This window comes from Arenibacter sp. S6351L (genome assembly GCF_023016025.1).
GTDB classification, from domain to species: Bacteria; Bacteroidota; Bacteroidia; order Flavobacteriales; family Flavobacteriaceae; genus Arenibacter; species Arenibacter algicola_B.
The window spans coordinates 1-17402 of record NZ_JALKBB010000041.1 but is presented as its reverse complement, the minus strand read 5'-3'; the positions used below and the strand labels follow the sequence as shown (position 1 = coordinate 17402).

The 17402-nt window shown below is 38.4% G+C and carries 15 protein-coding genes and 1 other RNA gene; 9 read left to right on the top strand and 7 right to left on the bottom strand.

The window, feature by feature from the left end:
- The gene (gene leuB / locus MWU82_RS22415; protein WP_215949822.1) at positions 1-1119 is read left to right on the top strand and encodes a 3-isopropylmalate dehydrogenase; all 1119 of its coding nucleotides are present in this window, start codon (positions 1-3) and stop codon (positions 1117-1119) included.
- A gap of 100 nt (positions 1120-1219) precedes the next feature.
- Here the strand turns inward: leuB and MWU82_RS22410 are convergent, their stop codons facing one another.
- A complete protein-coding gene (locus tag MWU82_RS22410) occupies positions 1220-2443 on the bottom strand; it encodes a TlpA disulfide reductase family protein (protein ID WP_247097998.1) in 1224 nt (407 codons plus the stop codon).
- A gap of 215 nt (positions 2444-2658) precedes the next feature.
- Here MWU82_RS22410 and pheT point away from each other — a divergent pair, with 215 nt between their 5' ends.
- Positions 2659-5085, top strand: coding sequence for a phenylalanine--tRNA ligase subunit beta (gene pheT / locus MWU82_RS22405; RefSeq protein ID WP_215949824.1), 2427 nt, complete (start codon positions 2659-2661; stop codon positions 5083-5085).
- Here pheT and MWU82_RS22400 read toward each other — a convergent pair.
- Positions 5077-5643 carry a fasciclin domain-containing protein gene (locus MWU82_RS22400; protein WP_215949825.1) on the bottom strand — a complete coding sequence of 189 codons (567 nt, stop codon included), beginning with the start codon at positions 5641-5643 and terminating at the stop codon, positions 5077-5079. The two genes, pheT and MWU82_RS22400, sit on opposite strands and share 9 nt — an antisense overlap.
- 249 nt (positions 5644-5892) lie before the next feature.
- Between MWU82_RS22400 and MWU82_RS22395 the strand changes: the two genes are divergently transcribed.
- Positions 5893-6612, top strand: coding sequence for a hypothetical protein (locus tag MWU82_RS22395; RefSeq protein WP_247097997.1), 720 nt, complete (start codon positions 5893-5895; stop codon positions 6610-6612).
- A 27-nt stretch (positions 6613-6639) separates the two neighbouring features.
- On the opposite strand, the gene MWU82_RS22390 is transcribed toward MWU82_RS22395, so the two are convergent.
- Together MWU82_RS22390 and MWU82_RS22385 are read right to left on the bottom strand one after the other, a co-directional pair.
- Positions 6640-7767 (bottom strand): hypothetical protein, encoded by a 1128-nt coding sequence (locus MWU82_RS22390; protein WP_247097996.1) that lies wholly within the window; start codon positions 7765-7767, stop codon positions 6640-6642.
- A 26-nt stretch (positions 7768-7793) separates the two neighbouring features.
- Positions 7794-9422 (bottom strand): ATP-binding cassette domain-containing protein, encoded by a 1629-nt coding sequence (locus MWU82_RS22385; RefSeq protein ID WP_215949828.1) that lies wholly within the window; start codon positions 9420-9422, stop codon positions 7794-7796.
- A 173-nt stretch (positions 9423-9595) separates the two neighbouring features.
- On the opposite strand from MWU82_RS22385, the gene MWU82_RS22380 reads away from it, so the two are divergent.
- Positions 9596-10984, top strand: coding sequence for a transaldolase (locus MWU82_RS22380; RefSeq protein WP_247097995.1), 1389 nt, complete (start codon positions 9596-9598; stop codon positions 10982-10984).
- Between the two features lie 177 nt (positions 10985-11161).
- Here the strand turns inward: MWU82_RS22380 and fsa are convergent, their stop codons facing one another.
- The 3 genes from fsa to ffs form a co-directional block, all read right to left on the bottom strand.
- Complete coding sequence (gene fsa / locus MWU82_RS22375) at positions 11162-11815, bottom strand: fructose-6-phosphate aldolase (protein WP_215949830.1); 654 nt, start codon at positions 11813-11815, stop codon at positions 11162-11164.
- 72 nt (positions 11816-11887) lie between these two features.
- Positions 11888-12697 (bottom strand): SDR family oxidoreductase, encoded by an 810-nt coding sequence (locus MWU82_RS22370; protein WP_247097994.1) that lies wholly within the window; start codon positions 12695-12697, stop codon positions 11888-11890.
- A gap of 120 nt (positions 12698-12817) precedes the next feature.
- An RNA gene (gene ffs / locus MWU82_RS22365) (signal recognition particle sRNA small type) lies at positions 12818-12916 on the bottom strand.
- 204 nt (positions 12917-13120) lie between these two features.
- On the opposite strand from ffs, the gene MWU82_RS22360 reads away from it, so the two are divergent.
- The 5 genes from MWU82_RS22360 to MWU82_RS22340 form a co-directional block, all read left to right on the top strand.
- Complete coding sequence (locus tag MWU82_RS22360; protein WP_247097993.1) at positions 13121-14161, top strand: glutaminyl-peptide cyclotransferase; 1041 nt, start codon at positions 13121-13123, stop codon at positions 14159-14161.
- 2 nt (positions 14162-14163) lie between these two features.
- Complete coding sequence (locus MWU82_RS22355; RefSeq protein ID WP_215949833.1) at positions 14164-14562, top strand: thioesterase family protein; 399 nt, start codon at positions 14164-14166, stop codon at positions 14560-14562.
- Positions 14563-14676: 114 nt separating this feature from the next.
- Positions 14677-16104: a hypothetical protein gene (locus MWU82_RS22350; protein ID WP_247097992.1), complete on the top strand. Its 1428-nt coding sequence runs from the start codon at positions 14677-14679 to the stop codon at positions 16102-16104.
- Positions 16105-16251: 147 nt separating this feature from the next.
- On the top strand, positions 16252-16983 hold the full coding sequence (locus MWU82_RS22345; RefSeq protein ID WP_215949834.1) for a LytTR family transcriptional regulator DNA-binding domain-containing protein: 732 nt from the start codon (positions 16252-16254) through the stop codon (positions 16981-16983).
- 141 nt (positions 16984-17124) lie between these two features.
- Positions 17125-17402: hypothetical protein (locus tag MWU82_RS22340; protein WP_247097991.1), on the top strand; the 278-nt coding region annotated here is incomplete at its 3' end.

The window sequence follows — 17402 nt, the reverse complement described above, 5'->3', positions numbered from 1 at the left end:
ATGAATCTAAAGATTGCTCTTTTAGGGGGAGATGGAATTGGTCCTGAGGTCTTGGCACAGTCTGTAAAATGTTTGCAGGCCGTTGAGGAGACCTTCAACCATCATTTCACCTATACAGAAGGGTTGATCGGAGCTGTTGCCATGGACAAATACGGCTCCCCCCTACCAAAGGAGACCATTGACCTTTGCAAGGCTTCAGATGCTATTCTTTTTGGGACCATAGGCACACTAAAATATGATGACAACCCAAGTGCAAGAGTACGCCCGGAACAAGGATTGCTTCAACTGCGCAGGGAATTGCAACTTTTTACCAATATTAGGCCCGTCAAGATTTTTCCAACTTTGGTGAATAAATCCCCTCTAAAAAAACACGTTATTTTTGGAACGGATTTCGTAATCTATCGTGAACTTACCGGTGGAATCTACTTCGGTGAAAAAAAACTTAGTGAAGACGGGACCGTTGCTTCGGATTTATGTGAATACTCCGAAAAGGAAATCAGTAGAATTGCCCATTTAGCCTTTAAGGCTGCCAAGAACAGACGTAAAAAATTGACATTGGTAGACAAGGCCAATGTTTTGGAGACCTCTAGGCTATGGCGCAAAGTTGTAACCAGAATATCTGAAAGCTATCCGGAAGTACAATTGGATTTTTTATTTGTGGATAATGCTGCCATGAAAATGATGTTGGATCCGAACGACTTTGATGTTATCCTGACCGATAATATGTTCGGCGACATTTTATCCGACCAAGGCAGTGCCATTTGCGGATCCAAGGGACTCCTGCCATCGGCCTCGATAGGCAATGAACATGCCATGTTTGAACCCTTTCACGGTTCCTACCCCCAGGCAGCTGGAAAAAATATAGCCAATCCCATAGCCTCCATATTATCTACGGCCATGATGTTGAGCCATTTTGGAATGCATGAAGAGTCGCTGGCTGTAGTAATAGCGGTAGACAAGTCCATGAAAAAACATGTGGTTACCAAGGATTTGAACACTTCAAGCAAATATGGCACAAGTCAGGTAGGTGATTTTATTGCCGGAAACATCATAGATTCTGATGAGAACCACAATTATAATTACGAAAACATAGGGTTGGGAAGATCTACCATTATCTAATTGCCTCCAAGTATACATACTTTTTCATGGATTTTCCTCTTTCTTAAAAATAGGAAGGAAACTTCCAGCTAGTGTATCCCGTAATTTAAATCCGATTGCTTTATACCTCAAGAAGCTGAAGTATGAAGTTGTGAAAATCTTTCTTAAAACTGTCGTAATTACTTCCCGTTGCCGGACCGTTGAAACCCGTGTATATTTTTTGCACATCACCCCTTTTGTCTACAATTATTGTAGTTGGGAAGGATATTACATGATTCAACATGGGCAATTTTTTTTGTGCCATTTCCTTGCTTATACCTCCATATTGTGCCAACAAAATGGGGTATTGGACCCCTATTCTATCTTTTAGTCTATCAATCGAATTAAAGGCGGCTTCCTTTGTTTTAGCGTACTCGAAAGCAAGGGCGATAACAGCTATTTTTTCCTTTGAATTTTTTTGTAGATAATCTACCAAAAACTTGGTTTCATCCAAACAGTTTGGGCACCAGGTCCCCATAATCTGAACGATTACCACTTTATCCCTAAAAACAGGATCACTCAACGAAACCAAATTACCCTCGGAATCCGGGAAGGAAAAGCTTAGTTTGTCATGCCCTTTTTTCATATAGGTCAAGGTCTCGGAATTGGGCAACTTGTAGTTTTCGTTTCTTTTCGCCACAAAAAATTCCTTGGAATGATTTCCCGAGTAAAACACTCCCACCATGGTGCTATCCGTGATTTTGGCTTTAAATAAATATGCTCGGGCACCATCAAAAGTGGAAAACTTTACCGAGTCCGCACTATTGATTCCTTCCAAAAAACGATAATCCCCCGTAGCGGTCCTAAAAGTCCCGGAAACCTTGTCATCTACTTGTCTAAAGGTACCCTTGGCCATGTAGCTCTTCTCATTTTCTGGCCTAAACTCCACCTCCCAGTCACCGGAAATATTGGTATTCGGAATACCTTCACTTTTAAAGCGCTCCTTAATTCCGTGGATAGCCCTAAAGGGCATAACCCTTTCTTCATTTTCCTTAATAAATTTTCCATTTATCTCATTGGCTGTAAATTTTCCTGCCAAGTATCCTTCAAAAACCGGCATTCTAATAACCACCGAATCGCCCTTCACCTTTATTTCATCAATAAAAATAGTTTCATCTGCGTTGTACAATTCAATAGCGTAGCCCCCACTCCCGGTGTTCTTTAGTTTAAAATTGAAAGGCAAGCTTTGATCGTCACCCAGTTCCAATTCGGCCAACCAAATACCTTCTGCCAAAACAACGGCCTCAGAATCCTTACAGCTATTGAACAGTATAAATAGAATAAATATGAAGAAAATACGCCTCATCTTAAATCATTAACAATTAAATTGAGGGGGAACCTCTCTTGAAGGGAATTTTTGGCCCAATTCACAAGGTGGTCTCATGAAATGAAAAGAATGTTTGAAAAAACACGAAGTTAAGTAACAAAAATTTTTGGATAATAAAAAATAAAACATTCAATCAAATACGTATTGAATGTCTTCTAGCATTGTTTTATATTTGAGGTCTTTAAAAAAACTCGATGAAAATATCTTACAACTGGTTGAAGCAGTTCTTGAAAATTGACTGGGATTCCAATAGGACAGCTGAATTATTAACTGACTTGGGCCTGGAGGTTGAGGGTATTTCTCCTTTTGAATCTGTCAAAGGAGGATTGAAAGGAATTGTGGTTGGTGAAGTTTTAACCTGCATAAAGCATCCTAACGCGGATAAATTAAAATTGACCACTGTAAATATTGGTCTTGAAGCTCCGTTGCAAATTGTCTGTGGTGCACCCAACGTAGAGGCCGGACAAAAGGTACCTGTAGCTACCATAGGAACAACCCTTTATACGGCGGAGGGAGAAGCCTGGGTCATAAAGAAAGGAAAGATTCGTGGAGAGGAAAGCCATGGTATGATCTGTGCCGAAGATGAGCTAGGATTAGGCGAAAGCCACGACGGAATTATGGTACTCCCAGATGGTTTAAAGGTTGGAACCCCCTGTTCGGAAGTTTTCGAAGTTGAAGTGGATGAGGTATTTGAGATTGGGCTAACCCCAAATAGGGCCGATGCCATGAGCCACTTTGGAGTTGCCAGGGATTTAAAAGCCGGATTTAAGCAAAAGGACATCCTTAAGGAATTGATAACTCCTCCAGTGACCAATTTCAATATTGTAAACCGATCATTAAAAATTGACGTTGAAGTAATTAAGAGCGAACTGGCTCCAAGATATTGTGGAATAACCATTAGCAATCTAATTGTACAACCATCGCCTGACTGGCTAAAAAACAGATTAAAATCTATTGGAATTACTCCAAAGAACAATGTAGTGGACGCTACCAATTATGTGTTACACGAATTGGGGCAGCCCTTGCACGCCTTTGATGCTGCAAAGATCAAGGGAAACAAAATAGTGGTCAAAACACTACCCAAAGGAACCAAATTTACCACTTTGGATGGGGTTCAACGTACTTTGAACGAAGAGGATCTTATGATTTGCGATACGGAAAAACCACTTTGTATAGCTGGAGTCCTGGGCGGGCAAAATTCCGGGGTAACGGAAAGCACCAGTAGTATTTTCTTGGAAAGTGCCTTCTTTAATCCAGTATCCGTACGAAAAACAGCCAAAAGACACAGTATAAATACAGATGCTTCCTTCCGTTTTGAAAGGGGGATAGATATAGATAATGTAGAATATTGCCTAAAACGAGCTGCACTGCTTATCCACGAAATTGCTGGCGGTGATATTACCTCGGACATTGTAGATATATATCCTAAAAAGAAGGATGACTACCACGTATTTTTGACTTTCGACAAAATTAACAAGCTGATAGGTCAGGAAATACCTAAAGACACCATAAAATCCATTCTGGCATCATTGGACATAAAGGTTAAAAATGTTACGGAATCCGGACTGGGATTATCCATTCCTTTTTACCGTGTGGATGTACAAAGAGAGGTAGATGTTATTGAGGAAATTCTCCGCGTTTTTGGCTATAATAATGTAGAGTTCAAAGAAAAATTGAACGCCTCCATTGCCCCTACTTCCAAATTTGAGGACTATAAGATCCAAAACATAATTGGTAATTTTTTAGCTTCAAAAGGATTTAATGAAATATTGGCCAATAGCTTAACTTCCCCCGTCTACAATAACTTATCGGAAGATATTAGGGAAGAGCATACTATTAGCATGTTAAACCCTCTTAGCACCGATCTATCGGTAATGCGGCAGTCTATGCTGTTTTCAGGTTTGGAGGCCATTGCCCACAACAGCAATAGGCAGATGCACAACCTTAAAATATTCGAATTTGGAAAAACCTATCATCAATATCAAACCCAAAGAGAGGAAAAAAAGCATTTAAGCATTCTTGTTACCGGGAACAGATTGGAAGATACCTGGACTACAGCTCCCAAAAAGGCAGATTTCTTTTACCTAAAAGCTATTGTGGAAAATCTCCTGAACAGGTTGGGACTTACCCAACTTATTTCCCAACCCAATTCCAGTGATATTCTATCTGAGGGAATTTCTTTGTTATTAGACAAAAAGGTAGTGGTGAGTCTTGGAGTTGTAAAGAAATCCATTTTAAAGGAGTTCGATATTAAGGAAGAGGTTCTATTTGCGGATTTTGACTGGGATTATATTTTGGAAGCCATTGTGAACAGCAAAATAATCTATAAAGAGATTCCAAAATACCCTGAAGTAAAGAGAGACTACGCGCTTTTAGTGGACGAAAAGGTAAGTTTTAAGCAGATTTATGATATCGCACTTCAGACTGAACGGAAATTTTTAACCAATGTGAACCTTTTTGATGTTTACAATGGTAAAAATTTACCCGAAGGCAAAAAGTCCTATGCTGTAAGCTATACCTTGCAGGATGAAAACGGCACCCTGACGGATAAGCAGATAGATAAGATAATGAACAAGCTTTTACAGCGCTACGAAAGCGAATTAGGAGCCGAATTACGGTAAATTTGCAGCTGAAAGGGCATTGGGCAGGATAACACTGTCTATCTCATGGATAATGCCATTGCATTGATTGGCGTCAGCATTGGTTATTTTGGCCTTATTTCCAGCCTTGTCCGTGAGTACAATATCCAATCCATCCATGGAAGCGAAAATTTTATCGCCCTGTACAGTAGTAAAACTTGCTTTTCCATTCCCATTGCACAAAGCCTTTAAAATTTTGGAGGCCGTTATGTTGCCAGCAACAATATGGTAGGTTAAAAGCGAAAAGAGCTCCCTTTTATTTTCTGGTAACAATAATTCTTTCAAATTTACTTTAGAGAGCTTTTTAAAAGCCATATCCGAAGGTGCAAAAACAGTAAACGGACCATCCTCATCCAAAATCTTGTCCAAATTGGCTGCCTTTACAGCTTCCAACAAGGTATTATGGTGTCCAGAATCTGCGGTACTTTCTATAATGGAATTTTCCTTTTTTAAAAAGCTATTTTCTTTGAACGACGTTTGGCCATAACCAAGAGAGGTGATTAAAAATAATAGGGCGCAAACGGACACATAGCTTTTCATAGGTTCTGGGCTTGGGAATTACAAAAAAATCGATAAACGGTCAAATTCGTCGACAATATACAATATTCAGTTCGTTGTTTTAAAAAAAGTTATTAACTAATTTTAAAATATCACAATATTGAAATATAGGTTACGAATACACCATATTACTAAAGGTTTCATTGCATATTTTCAATTTTTAACGCTTTAAACCAAAATCGAAAACCTTAATTCCTTAACTTTATAACAATTGCTATAAAAGAATATAAAATGTTATTGAGAAGAACCAATATTCGGGAAAAGCTTATTCTGGCAAAGCAAAGGGACAAGTCTGCCGATAAAATTTTAAATGAAGTATATCGCCTTTTAGCCAAAGAGGAGGATACCCAGAAAAGAATCGAAGTCAACCTTAATAGTAAGAACACCGTAATTTCCAATGATTTCAATTTTGATCTATTGGAAACTGCCGAAATATACCATGTTAGGCATATAAAAAAAATAGCGATAGATTATAGGTTGCGTTTTTTGGATTCCCGTTATTTTAAAGGTGAAATTCCTCAGGATGCCATTTCCAAAATAAAAAAACTGGAAAAAGAACATGAACTGGAATTAAAAGGATTTAAGATACTTGCGCCCTCAAAACTTTTTAAATTAGAAGACAGGGATGATCCCATTTTATTTGCCCCGATCGGCAATGACCATTACTATTTAATCCATAAATGGGGCCGCGATCTACATCCACTGAGAAAAATATTGATGTGGCCTTTTAAAAGCCTGGTAAATCTAATTGCCCTGGTTGTAGGTATTAGTTATCTAATTACCCTGTTGGTCCCCAACGGATTGTTCTCCAAAGAAAGTTCCAGTTTTCAATTTTGGGTAATTTTCTTTTTTATGTTTAAATGTCTAGCCTCTATCGTAATATTTTATGGCTTTGCCTTGGGCAAAAATTTTAATCCTGCCATCTGGAACTCCAAATACCTAAAAACTTAGAACAAATTCTTTCAGTACTGTCAGATTTTAATTGGGAAACAATTCCATTGGAATGCCGTCCAAATCAACGTTATCCAGAAATTTAGGATCCGGTATTGGCTTTATCCTCATTAATCCTCCTTTGCCATTACCCCCTTTTTTTCTATAGCCTATCAAAATCAAATTATTTTTGGCATCATAGGAAACCATTGTAGTATCCTCTATTTCGTATTTTAGGCTTCTCTCCTCCAGGCTAAGAAAGTTTTCATAAATGTATAGGACAGACATATTTTCCTTAAAATCATAAACTGCGGCAATATGGGGATAGGAACTTTTTAACCCCGATTCCATAGGGTAATACATCGTCTGGTTCCCGAAAAATTCAGATTTGGCATACCCAAACTTTGGCTCTTTTCCCAGCAGATAATTGGTCGTAATACCCAAGATCATTGTATTCCCATCAATTAGGCTATGTAAATTGGGATAACTTACCAGAATATTGCCCATTCCATCCTGTGATATCTTTAGGACATCGGCCCCCAGGTCAACCTCATGGGTAAGGGCCCCGTTATCAACATTTATGGACATAAGCGCATATCTGTTGGTAACATCGGTATCCATACATAGGACAAAGGCTTTGTTATTGGATACCAAAAGTTGTATGGGTTCTTTGGCCAGGGATACATCGGTAAAAGAACCAGGACTTTCCGTTAGATCCAAAATCCTTAAAAAATAATCGTCTTCTTTGGCGTCCCTAGGTACAACATAGGCCAACAAAGCTTTATTTCCGGAAAAAGCAATGGATTTTACATCACGGTCACAATTCAAACCCTCAGCAAACACAGTACTATGTTCCACTTTACCGTCGCTAAAATCGTGGATGGTAAGGCTGGCACTGCAGTCCTCCTTGGGGATATAAAATCCTATTTTGAAGCCGTCCCTGTAGAATAGTTGCGGCACAGGTACCATCTCAAACTCATCAATACCGGGGTTTACGGTAATACCGTCCGAATCGGCATTTAAAAGAGCAGTTCTCATAAGCCCGTCTTTATGAAGCAAAACGGTATAGTCGGCCAACAGGCTTGGAGATTCGTCTATCTTATCCCCAACTCCTTCTTCCGAACAGCCTATGACAAGACATGCAATAAACATGCATATGAATAGGTAGGTTTTCATAAAGTAAGAATTTGGGTCCTACAACACTACACCGGAACGGCGTACATTTTGTTGCGCTGCTCCTTTATAGTCTTATCGGACATATAATCATCAAACGTCAAATATCTATCAATATTACCTTTAGGAGTTAATTCTATTACCCTATTCGCCACAGTTTCAGCAAATTCGTGGTCATGGGTTGTAAAGAGAACGGTACCTTTAAAATTCTTCAAGGAATTATTGAAGGTGGTTATACTTTCCAAATCCAAATGGTTGGTAGGCTCGTCCAACATAACTACATTGGCCCTCATCAACATCATTCTGCTCAACATGCAGCGTACCTTTTCACCTCCGGATAAAACCGTACATTTTTTCAAGGCTTCCTCACCGCTAAACAACATTTTCCCCAAAAAGCCCCTAATATTTACTTCTTCCCTTTCTTCTTCCGTTTTGGCCCATTGCCTTAACCAATCTACCAAGTTGATATCTTCGGTAAAGAAGGAGGCATTATCCGCAGGCAAGTAAGATTGGTTGGTAGTTACACCCCATTGAAAGGAACCACTGTCCGCCTTTCTATTGCCGTTTATTATCTCGTAAAATGCCGTTGTGGCCCTTGAATCCCTCGAAATTATTGCCACTTTATCTCCCTTGGCCAGATTAATATTGACATCCTGAAACAAAATCTCGCCCTCTTCTGTTGAAGCGGAAAGCTTTTCAACGTTCAATATCTGATCTCCTGCCTCCCTTTCCCTATCAAAAATAATGGCAGGGTAACGTCTGCTTGAAGGCTTTATATCCTCAATTTTTAATTTGGACAACATCTTCTTTCTGGAAGTGGCCTGTTTACTCTTTGCCACGTTGGCACTGAACCTTTGAATAAACTCCTGCAATTCCTTGGCCTTTTCCTCGGATTTTTTGTTCTGCTGTGCCCTTTGTCTAGCAGCCAATTGACTACTCTCGTACCAGAACGTATAGTTCCCTGAGTATAGGTTCATTTTTCCGAAATCTATATCTCCAATATGGGTGCAAACAGAATCTAAAAAGTGCCTATCGTGAGATACTACTATAACGGTGTTCTCATAATCGGCAAGGAAGTTCTCCAACCAATTAATGGTTTCATAATCCAAGTCGTTGGTAGGCTCATCCATTATCAACACATCCGGATTGCCAAACAATGCCTGTGCCAATAAGACCCTAACCTTAAGTTTGGAATCCAAGTCGCCCATTAAGGTATAATGATATTCCTCGGTAATTCCCAAATTGGACAATAGGGCTGCAGCATCACTGTCGGCATTCCAACCGTTCATTTCCTCAAATTGCACCTGCAACTCCCCTATTCTATCCGCATTCTCATCACTGTAGTCGGCATAAAGGGCATCTATCTCCTTTTTTATCTTGAACAAAGGCTTATTGCCCATTACCACACTCTCCAAAACAGTATATTCGTCATAGGCATTGTGGTTCTGTTCCAAGATGGACATCCTTTTCCCTGGCTCCAAGTGAACGTGACCGGATGTGGGGTCTATTTGTCCCGATAGAATTCGTAAAAATGTGGACTTCCCAGCTCCATTGGCACCAATAACACCATAACAATTACCTTGTGTAAAGGATACGTTTACTTCATCAAAAAGAACCCTTTTCCCAAATTGCACAGATAAATTTGATACTGACAGCATATGTAATGTTTTAAATTTTGTGCAAAAATAACAAAAATAAACCCGTTCAAGCAACTATATTACAATGCCTTTAGGTGTCATTTTAACTAAGAGCCAATAGATTTAACTCACAATTAACAGCCTGTATCTGTTGAGTTTATTAGATTTGTTCACTATAAAGTAGCTATTCTCATATGAATAAACCTTTACTATATTCTTTTCTTATTGCACTAGTTGGTTGCGGTTCGATAGAAAAAAAATCCCCTGGTGCATTCTTTGCTGGTGAAATTGTAAATCCCACAAGCGAATATGTTGTCCTATTTAAGGATGATGTTGTCATAGATTCAGCTAAACTTGATAGCGAAAATAGATTCAGTATAAAATTGGATACCGTTGTGGAAGGTCTATATCATTTTGACCATAGTCCGGAACTGCAGTACGTTTATCTAGAAAAGGGAGATAGTTTAATGATCCGCCTGAATACTGAAGATTTTGATGAATCATTGATATTTTCTGGGAAAGGCGAAGAAATAAATAATTTTCTTGTGGAGTTCTTTTTAAGTACGGAATCCGAGCCTGCATTAGTTTATTCCTATTCCCAACTTGATCCAGCGGACTTCTCCAATAAACTGGATTCTTTAAAGGCAGTTAAGGTAAACGCCCTTAACGAGCTTGTTACCGAAGTAACCCTTTCCCCAAAAGCTGCCGACATGGCCAAGGCCAGTATAGATTACAATTATTACATCTATAAGGAAAAGTATCCGTTTTGGAACAGAAGAAGAACAGGAAAAGACACCATTCCTGAACTTCCCAACAATTTTTACGATTATAGAAAGACGATAGACTACAACAATGAAAATCTATCCTATCATAGGTATTATTACAATTTTATGAAGACACATTTTAATAATCTATCCTATATGGGTTGTTATACAAAATGTAAGGATGCGCACTATGACATAGTTAAAAATAAATTACATTTTAACCAACACAAGTTAAAACTGATAGATAGCTTGGTTACCGAAAGGGACTTGAGGGATAATTTATTTAGAAATGTTGCAATGGACTATCTAATAAATGTCCATGATACCGACGAAAACAATAGGATTTTTATTGATGAATTTCACAGACTTTCCGGAAACAATAGACACAGTGCCGAAATAGAAGCTATTTACCAAGGTGTAAACAACTTACAACCTAGTAATAGAATGCCCAATATTTCAGTTTTCAACACTAATGGGACCTTGGTAACCCTTCAGGAAATTGCCGAAAAGGAGAAAAATGCCGTATTCTATTTTTGGTCAGGCACCCAGAGATCCAACTTCGAGAATGTACTTACCCGTGTGGCGCAACTATCGGAAAACAAGCCGAATTTCACTTTTATAGGAATAAATTGCAATACGGATGCACTAAGATGGCAATCATTATTAAGCAGCAATCAATTGGATACGGAAAAACAATTCCGGACCGATGATTTTGAAAATTTAAAAAATGCCCTAGTAATAGGTGGTCTCAATAAGGGTATTATAACCAAAGACGGACTTATTGTAGACGCATTTGCCGATCTTTATAGTAGTTTTTAAGGCCTTTCCGACTTGGAAGAAATTTCGGTTATCCAGCTCAAGTATATCCCATTTAACAATTCTACAATCTTTTACCCATTATCTATACGGTAATGAAAAGTTCAATATTAAAAACAACAAAGCCTCTTTTGCTCAATGAGCTCAAGAGGCTTTGTACTATTTAGAATCTTGGTAAAACTAGTTACCTTTCTGGTAGTCTTCCAAAAACTTGGCCAGGCCACTATCCGTTAAAGGATGCTTTAAAAGACCTTCAATAGCTGACAAAGGTCCGGTCATAACATCAGCTCCAATTTTAGCACAATCTATCACATGCATTGTATGCCTTACCGAAGCAGCCAATATTTGGGTTTCAAACTCATAATTATCATATATGTGCCTAATCTCAGAGATCAAGTTTAGACCATCGGTAGAAATATCGTCCAATCTACCAATAAACGGAGAAACATAGGCTGCACCGGCTTTGGCAGCCAACAAAGCCTGTCCGCAAGAGAATACCAAAGTACAATTGGTTCTTATTCCCTTATCCGAGAAATATTTTATAGCCTTGATACCATCCTTTATCATAGGAACTTTAACTACGATCTGCTCATGCAATTCTGCCAATTCCTCACCCTCCTTGATCATTCCTTTAAAATCGGTGGAAATTACTTCGGCGGATACATCACCATCCACAATATTACAGATATCCACATAGTGCTTTAAAATATTGTTTCTTCCTGTAATGCCTTCTTTGGCCATTAGGGAAGGATTTGTGGTTACCCCATCCAATACTCCTAATTCCTGGGCTTCTTTTATCTGTGCTAAATTAGCGGTGTCAATAAAGAACTTCATGTTAATTGCTTTTTAAATTATTAATTTGAAAGATATAGCCTTTTTGCATGCCTAACTTTTAGTCTGGCAAAATTACAATTTATAATGGTTCATCAAGAGTTTCTCATATACTTTGTCCGGTAATATTTTTTTTAGAAATAATGAGAACTTCTGCATAAACTCCCCTACCTTATAATGTACTTTAGGTTTTTTTGTGTTTATTATTTTGTATACCATATGGGCCACCAATATGGGATCTTTACCACTATCCACATGCTCGTTCATCATTTTTAAGGTGCTGCCATAAGGTTCCTTATAGGGCGAGTCCTCCAAAATTGGTGCATGGTAACGGCCTGAGGCTATATTGGTAGCAAAGTCACCAGGCGCCAAATTGGTTACGTTCACGCCAAATCCTTTAACCTCCATTCTCAGGGCCTCCGTAACCAACTCCAAGGCACCTTTACTGGCGGAATAAAATCCCCTATATGGCAAACCCATATAACCCGCAATAGAGGTAATATTAATGATCAAACCCTTTTCCTGACGCCTCATATGGGGCAAAACAGCTTTCGACATGTGTAGCGGACCATTAAAATTGGTATCGAATGCTTTCAAAATTTCAGCGTGTGGTGTTTCCTCTATAGGACCTGTAATTCCTATACCGGCATTGTTGACCAGAACATCCAGCCTACCTTCCTTTGCTATCAGCTCTGAAATGGCGGCCCCAATACTTTCTGGATTTCTTACATCCAATTCCAAAAGTTCAAAATCATCAAAATTGGGATGATTGGCAATCTTCCTTGTTGTTCCGTAAACTTTAAAACCCTTTGATTTTAAATAAATTCCGATCGATTTTCCAATTCCCGAAGAACCTCCGGTAATCAGTACAACCCTATGCTCCATTAATTAAAAATTAAGGTTGCAAATTAACGAATAAAACAGGAATGGAAAGGGATATAACAATGATATCTATGCCAAATGGCTCAAAAAAACAGAAAAAATACCTTCACTTTAAGGCACAAAAAATGGCAAGCTACCTACATCGCACCGCTACAACCATATACCCTTGCTGCGTTCCCACCCTGGGGGATTCTACAGGAGCTGGTCGTGTAGGACTTGCCGATGCAAATATACAATCTTTTAATTTTTTTACAATCGTTTTCAGGTCTTAATTTTATTAAATATCTTGCCCTAAAAAGTCACCAAATTTATTTCTGGATAGCGGGTTGATTTTAAGACAACTATGCAAAAATCAAAGAAAATAATTGTTCAGTACAGACTCTTTACCCACTAAAATTATATTATAAATTATACCCATATTTAAAAATGAACGCCTTTAAATTAAACCTATTCTTCTTGATTCCCCTGTTCTTTTTGGCTTGTGATGGTACCACCAACCCCTCCAAACTCTTCGAAATCCAATTGGAAGGCAACCAAACGGAATTTCAAAAAAACCAGGTGGTAGGTATCTCTGTCAAAAATCTAAAGAACAAAGAAATTGAAAAGATTACCTATACCTTGGACAATAAGGAAATTACGTTGAAGAACGATAAAATTACCCTGGACCAATTGGAACTTGGGGCCAAAACTTTGACCGCGAATATAAGCTTCGATGGCGAAACCGTTGAAGTGTCCAAAGGAATTAAACTATTGGCAGAACACGCCCCAGAGATCTATACCTACGAAATTCTGAACGTATACCCCCATGATATGGACGCCTATACCCAAGGATTGGAATTTCATCAGGATACACTTTATGAAAGTACGGGTAAAAAGGGAAAATCCTCCTTGAGGCAGGTAGATTATAAAACTGGTGAAATTTTAAAGAAAATAGACTTGGACAATACCTATTTTGGAGAGGGCATCACTATTTTAAATAATAAAATTTATCAACTCACCTGGCAAAGTGGAGTTGGATTCATTTACGACCTAAAAGACTTTAAGAAAATAGACAGCTTTAAATACAACCAAAGTAAGGAAGGTTGGGGCTTATGCAACGACGGTAACAAAATATTCAAGAGTGATGGCACCGAGAAAATATGGTTTTTAAATCCTGAAACTATGGCTGAGGAGGGACATTTTGAGACAGTAACAAATACCTCCATATTCAACAAGGCCAATGAACTGGAATATGTAGATGGCAAAATATACGCCAATGTCTATCAAAAGGAAAGTATGATGATTATTGATGCCAAAAGTGGTGCAATTGAAGGCGTTATAAATTTTGGCGGCCTAAAGGAAAAAGTTACGCAACATCAGAATCTGGACGTACTTAATGGAGTGGCCTATCACCCACAAAGAAAGACCTTCTTCGTTACCGGAAAAAACTGGGACAAATTGTTTGAGGTAAACATCCTTAAAAAATAACTATGGGAGCTTTTGAAAAAACCATAAAGGTGGTAGAAGATGATCTGGATGACCTGAACCACGTTAACAATGTGCGATATGTACAATGGATGCAAGACATTGCTAAGGAACATTGGCGGGCCAAAGCCCCGAAAGATTTGATCAATACTACGGTCTGGGTGGTACTGACCCATCATATTACTTACAAAAGTTCGGCAAAATTGGACGATGTTATTTTAATGAAAACGTATATTGATAAGACCAAAGGCCCCGTAAGCGTTAGGATTGTAGAAATGTACAACAAAGAAAGCAACCAATTGCTTGTTAAATCTAAGACCGAATGGTGTTTGCTAAACTCCGAAACTTTTAAGCCTATGAGGATTTCCCCGGAAATAGAAAGTATCTTTCTTACCCAAACCTAAATATTCAATATAAAATCCGTGCATAAAACTTTTTGTATTTTTTCTGCCCTCGTTCTGCTGCTGATATTTTCCTCATGTAGGACCGACTTCGATTATACAAAAAGTAACGGCTCTTTGGAATTCTCAAAAGACACTGTTTTTTTGGATACCGTTTTCAGCAACATTGGCAGCAGTACCTATACATTAAAGGTATATAACCGCAGCTCAACAGATATAAGCATCCCTACAATTCAGCTCAAAAACGGGGACAGCAGCAAGTATCGTTTAAATGTGGATGGTGAAGCCGGTCAACTTTTTAGGGACATCCCTCTTTTTGCCCAAGATAGCCTGTATATCTTTGTGGAAACCACTACTGATATTGCCAATGCCGATGCAAAAGAATTTTTGCACACCGATGCCATTCAATTCGACAAGGAAAACCATTTGCAAGAAGTACAATTGGTTACCCTGATCAAGGATGCCATATTTTTATACCCAGCAAGATCCTTGAACGGTGAACGGGAGATGATTGTTCTTGATATTAACGAATCCGGGGAAGAAATCAGAGTCGAAGGTTTCGAACTAGGGTCAGATCAGCTCAATTTCACCAGAGACAAACCCTATGTCATATATGGCTACGCAGCCGTACCAGAAGGTAAAACCTTGAATATAGAAGCGGGCACACGTGTGTATTTCCACAAAGATTCAGGGATACTGATAAAAGAAAATGCTACCCTACATATTAAAGGTGAATTAAGTGAAGACAGGGATTTACTGGAAAATGAAGTTGTTTTTGAAGGAGATCGTTTGGAGTCTTCCTATGCCGATATTCCCGGACAATGGGGGTCTATTTGGATTTCCAAAGGCAGCATTAATAATAAAATAGATTACCTCACTATTAAAAATGCCACCGTAGGCATTCTTGTCCAAGGGGACAACAACCTAGGGGAAACCAATTTATCCATAAATAATTCCCAAATCTACAATAGTGAAAACGTAAATTTATGGGCAAAAACCGCGGTAGTAAGGAGTGAAAATTTAGTTTTGGGAGCCGCAGGGAACATCTCCCTATATTGTAGCCACGGAGGAGATTACAGCTTTACCCATGCAACCATAGCCAATTATTGGAAGTATGGGTTCCGCTCCGGTACAGCCTTGCATTTGGACAATTCTACATTAGGCGGAAACAGCTCCAATAGCCTGGTAAGGGCAGACTTTAAAAATTGTATAATTTATGGAAGTAATCCAAATGAACTAAACCTCATTAAAGATGAGAATTCAGTATTTAATTTTTACTTCGAAAACTGCCTCATAAAATTCAAGAACAGTTCCGAAACCGATCTATACAATTTTGGCAATACCTCCCTTTATAATAATATTTTACTTAATTTGGATCCGGTATTTGCATCTCCCGCCCAGAATAATTTCTTGATCAGAGAAAATTCAAGTGCCATTGGAGCAGGAAATTTGGCAACGGCACAGTTGGTTCCCTTAGATATTTTAGGTGCGGACAGAACCAAAAATCTAACCCTAGGGGCATATGCAGTACTTTTTACAAATTAAAATAGTATAATACTTCACGTATTGAAAGAAAAATCTTTCAAATTTTCTATATTTAGCCAATAAAACGAAAACCCTAGTTTTTCTAAGGTTGAAATAGCCCCCTAAGCTATCAAGTATCGCTAATTTGCATTCAAATCATCTGAAATTATGGAATATACCTATACCATTTTGGACTCCGATGCCCAATCCAATTTACAGCTTCAACACTATATGGAAGAGTACAGTGAATTTTATTGTTCAGGAGTAGCTACTAACAGTATAGATGGTCTAAATGGTATACTAAAAAAATCCCCAGATGTAGTTTTTATCCATTTAAACGAAAAGGCTCATGAGTATTTTCATATGATTATGGAAATGCACCAATATGTAAAGCAAGTTCCCATTTTTATCGGAATCGCGAAAAGCAAGCAATTTGCCTTTGAAGCCTTAAAATGTCATTTTTTCGACTATTGGTTATTGCCTTATAACGAATTCGACATTAGAAAAACCCTCCTAAGGTTAAAATTAAAAACACCAAAGGAACAGGAGCCCAAAACACTTTTACTACAATCCTATAAAGACTATCGCTACATAAATACTCAAGAAATTATGTATTTGCAGGCCGATAACAATGCCACCGACTTTTTTATGAAAGACGGAAGTACTATAAGTGCTTTTAAAACGTTAAAGACTTTTGAGAACAATTTGCCGACGAATTTTGTAAGGGTTCATCAGAGTTATATCATCAATATCGACTTCGTTTCTAGGATCAACTATGGGAAAGGTATATGCACTCTGAAGCATGACAAACTACAATTGCCTTTTTCCAAATCCTACAAAAACAACATTGACAACCTAAAAAAGGTCTTGGCCAAAAATACTATCTCTACTCTTAATTAGACAAATTCTCACAAAAACCATACGTTCACTAATAGAACTCCCACATATACTAAAGATAATTCTTACATAAATTTTTAGTGTCTCTTCATTGTTAATTTAGCTTTAGAAATAAACCTCATTAACCCTCGAAAACCACTAAAAATGAAAAGATTACTATCTATTTTTGCCGTAGTACTTCTAAGTATCGGCTTATTTGCCATGGGGACCCAAGATGTGTTCCCGACTGTAGACAATACAATCGCCACCGATGGTGACGTAATTCCAAAAGAAAGAAGGGACCCTCCCAAGGCCACAATCGATTTCCAGAAGAATGACAATGCAGTCGCTACCGATGGGGACGTAATCCCAAAAGAAAGAAGGGACCCTCCCAAGGCCACAATCGATTTCCAGAAAAATGACAATGCAGTGGCTACCGATGG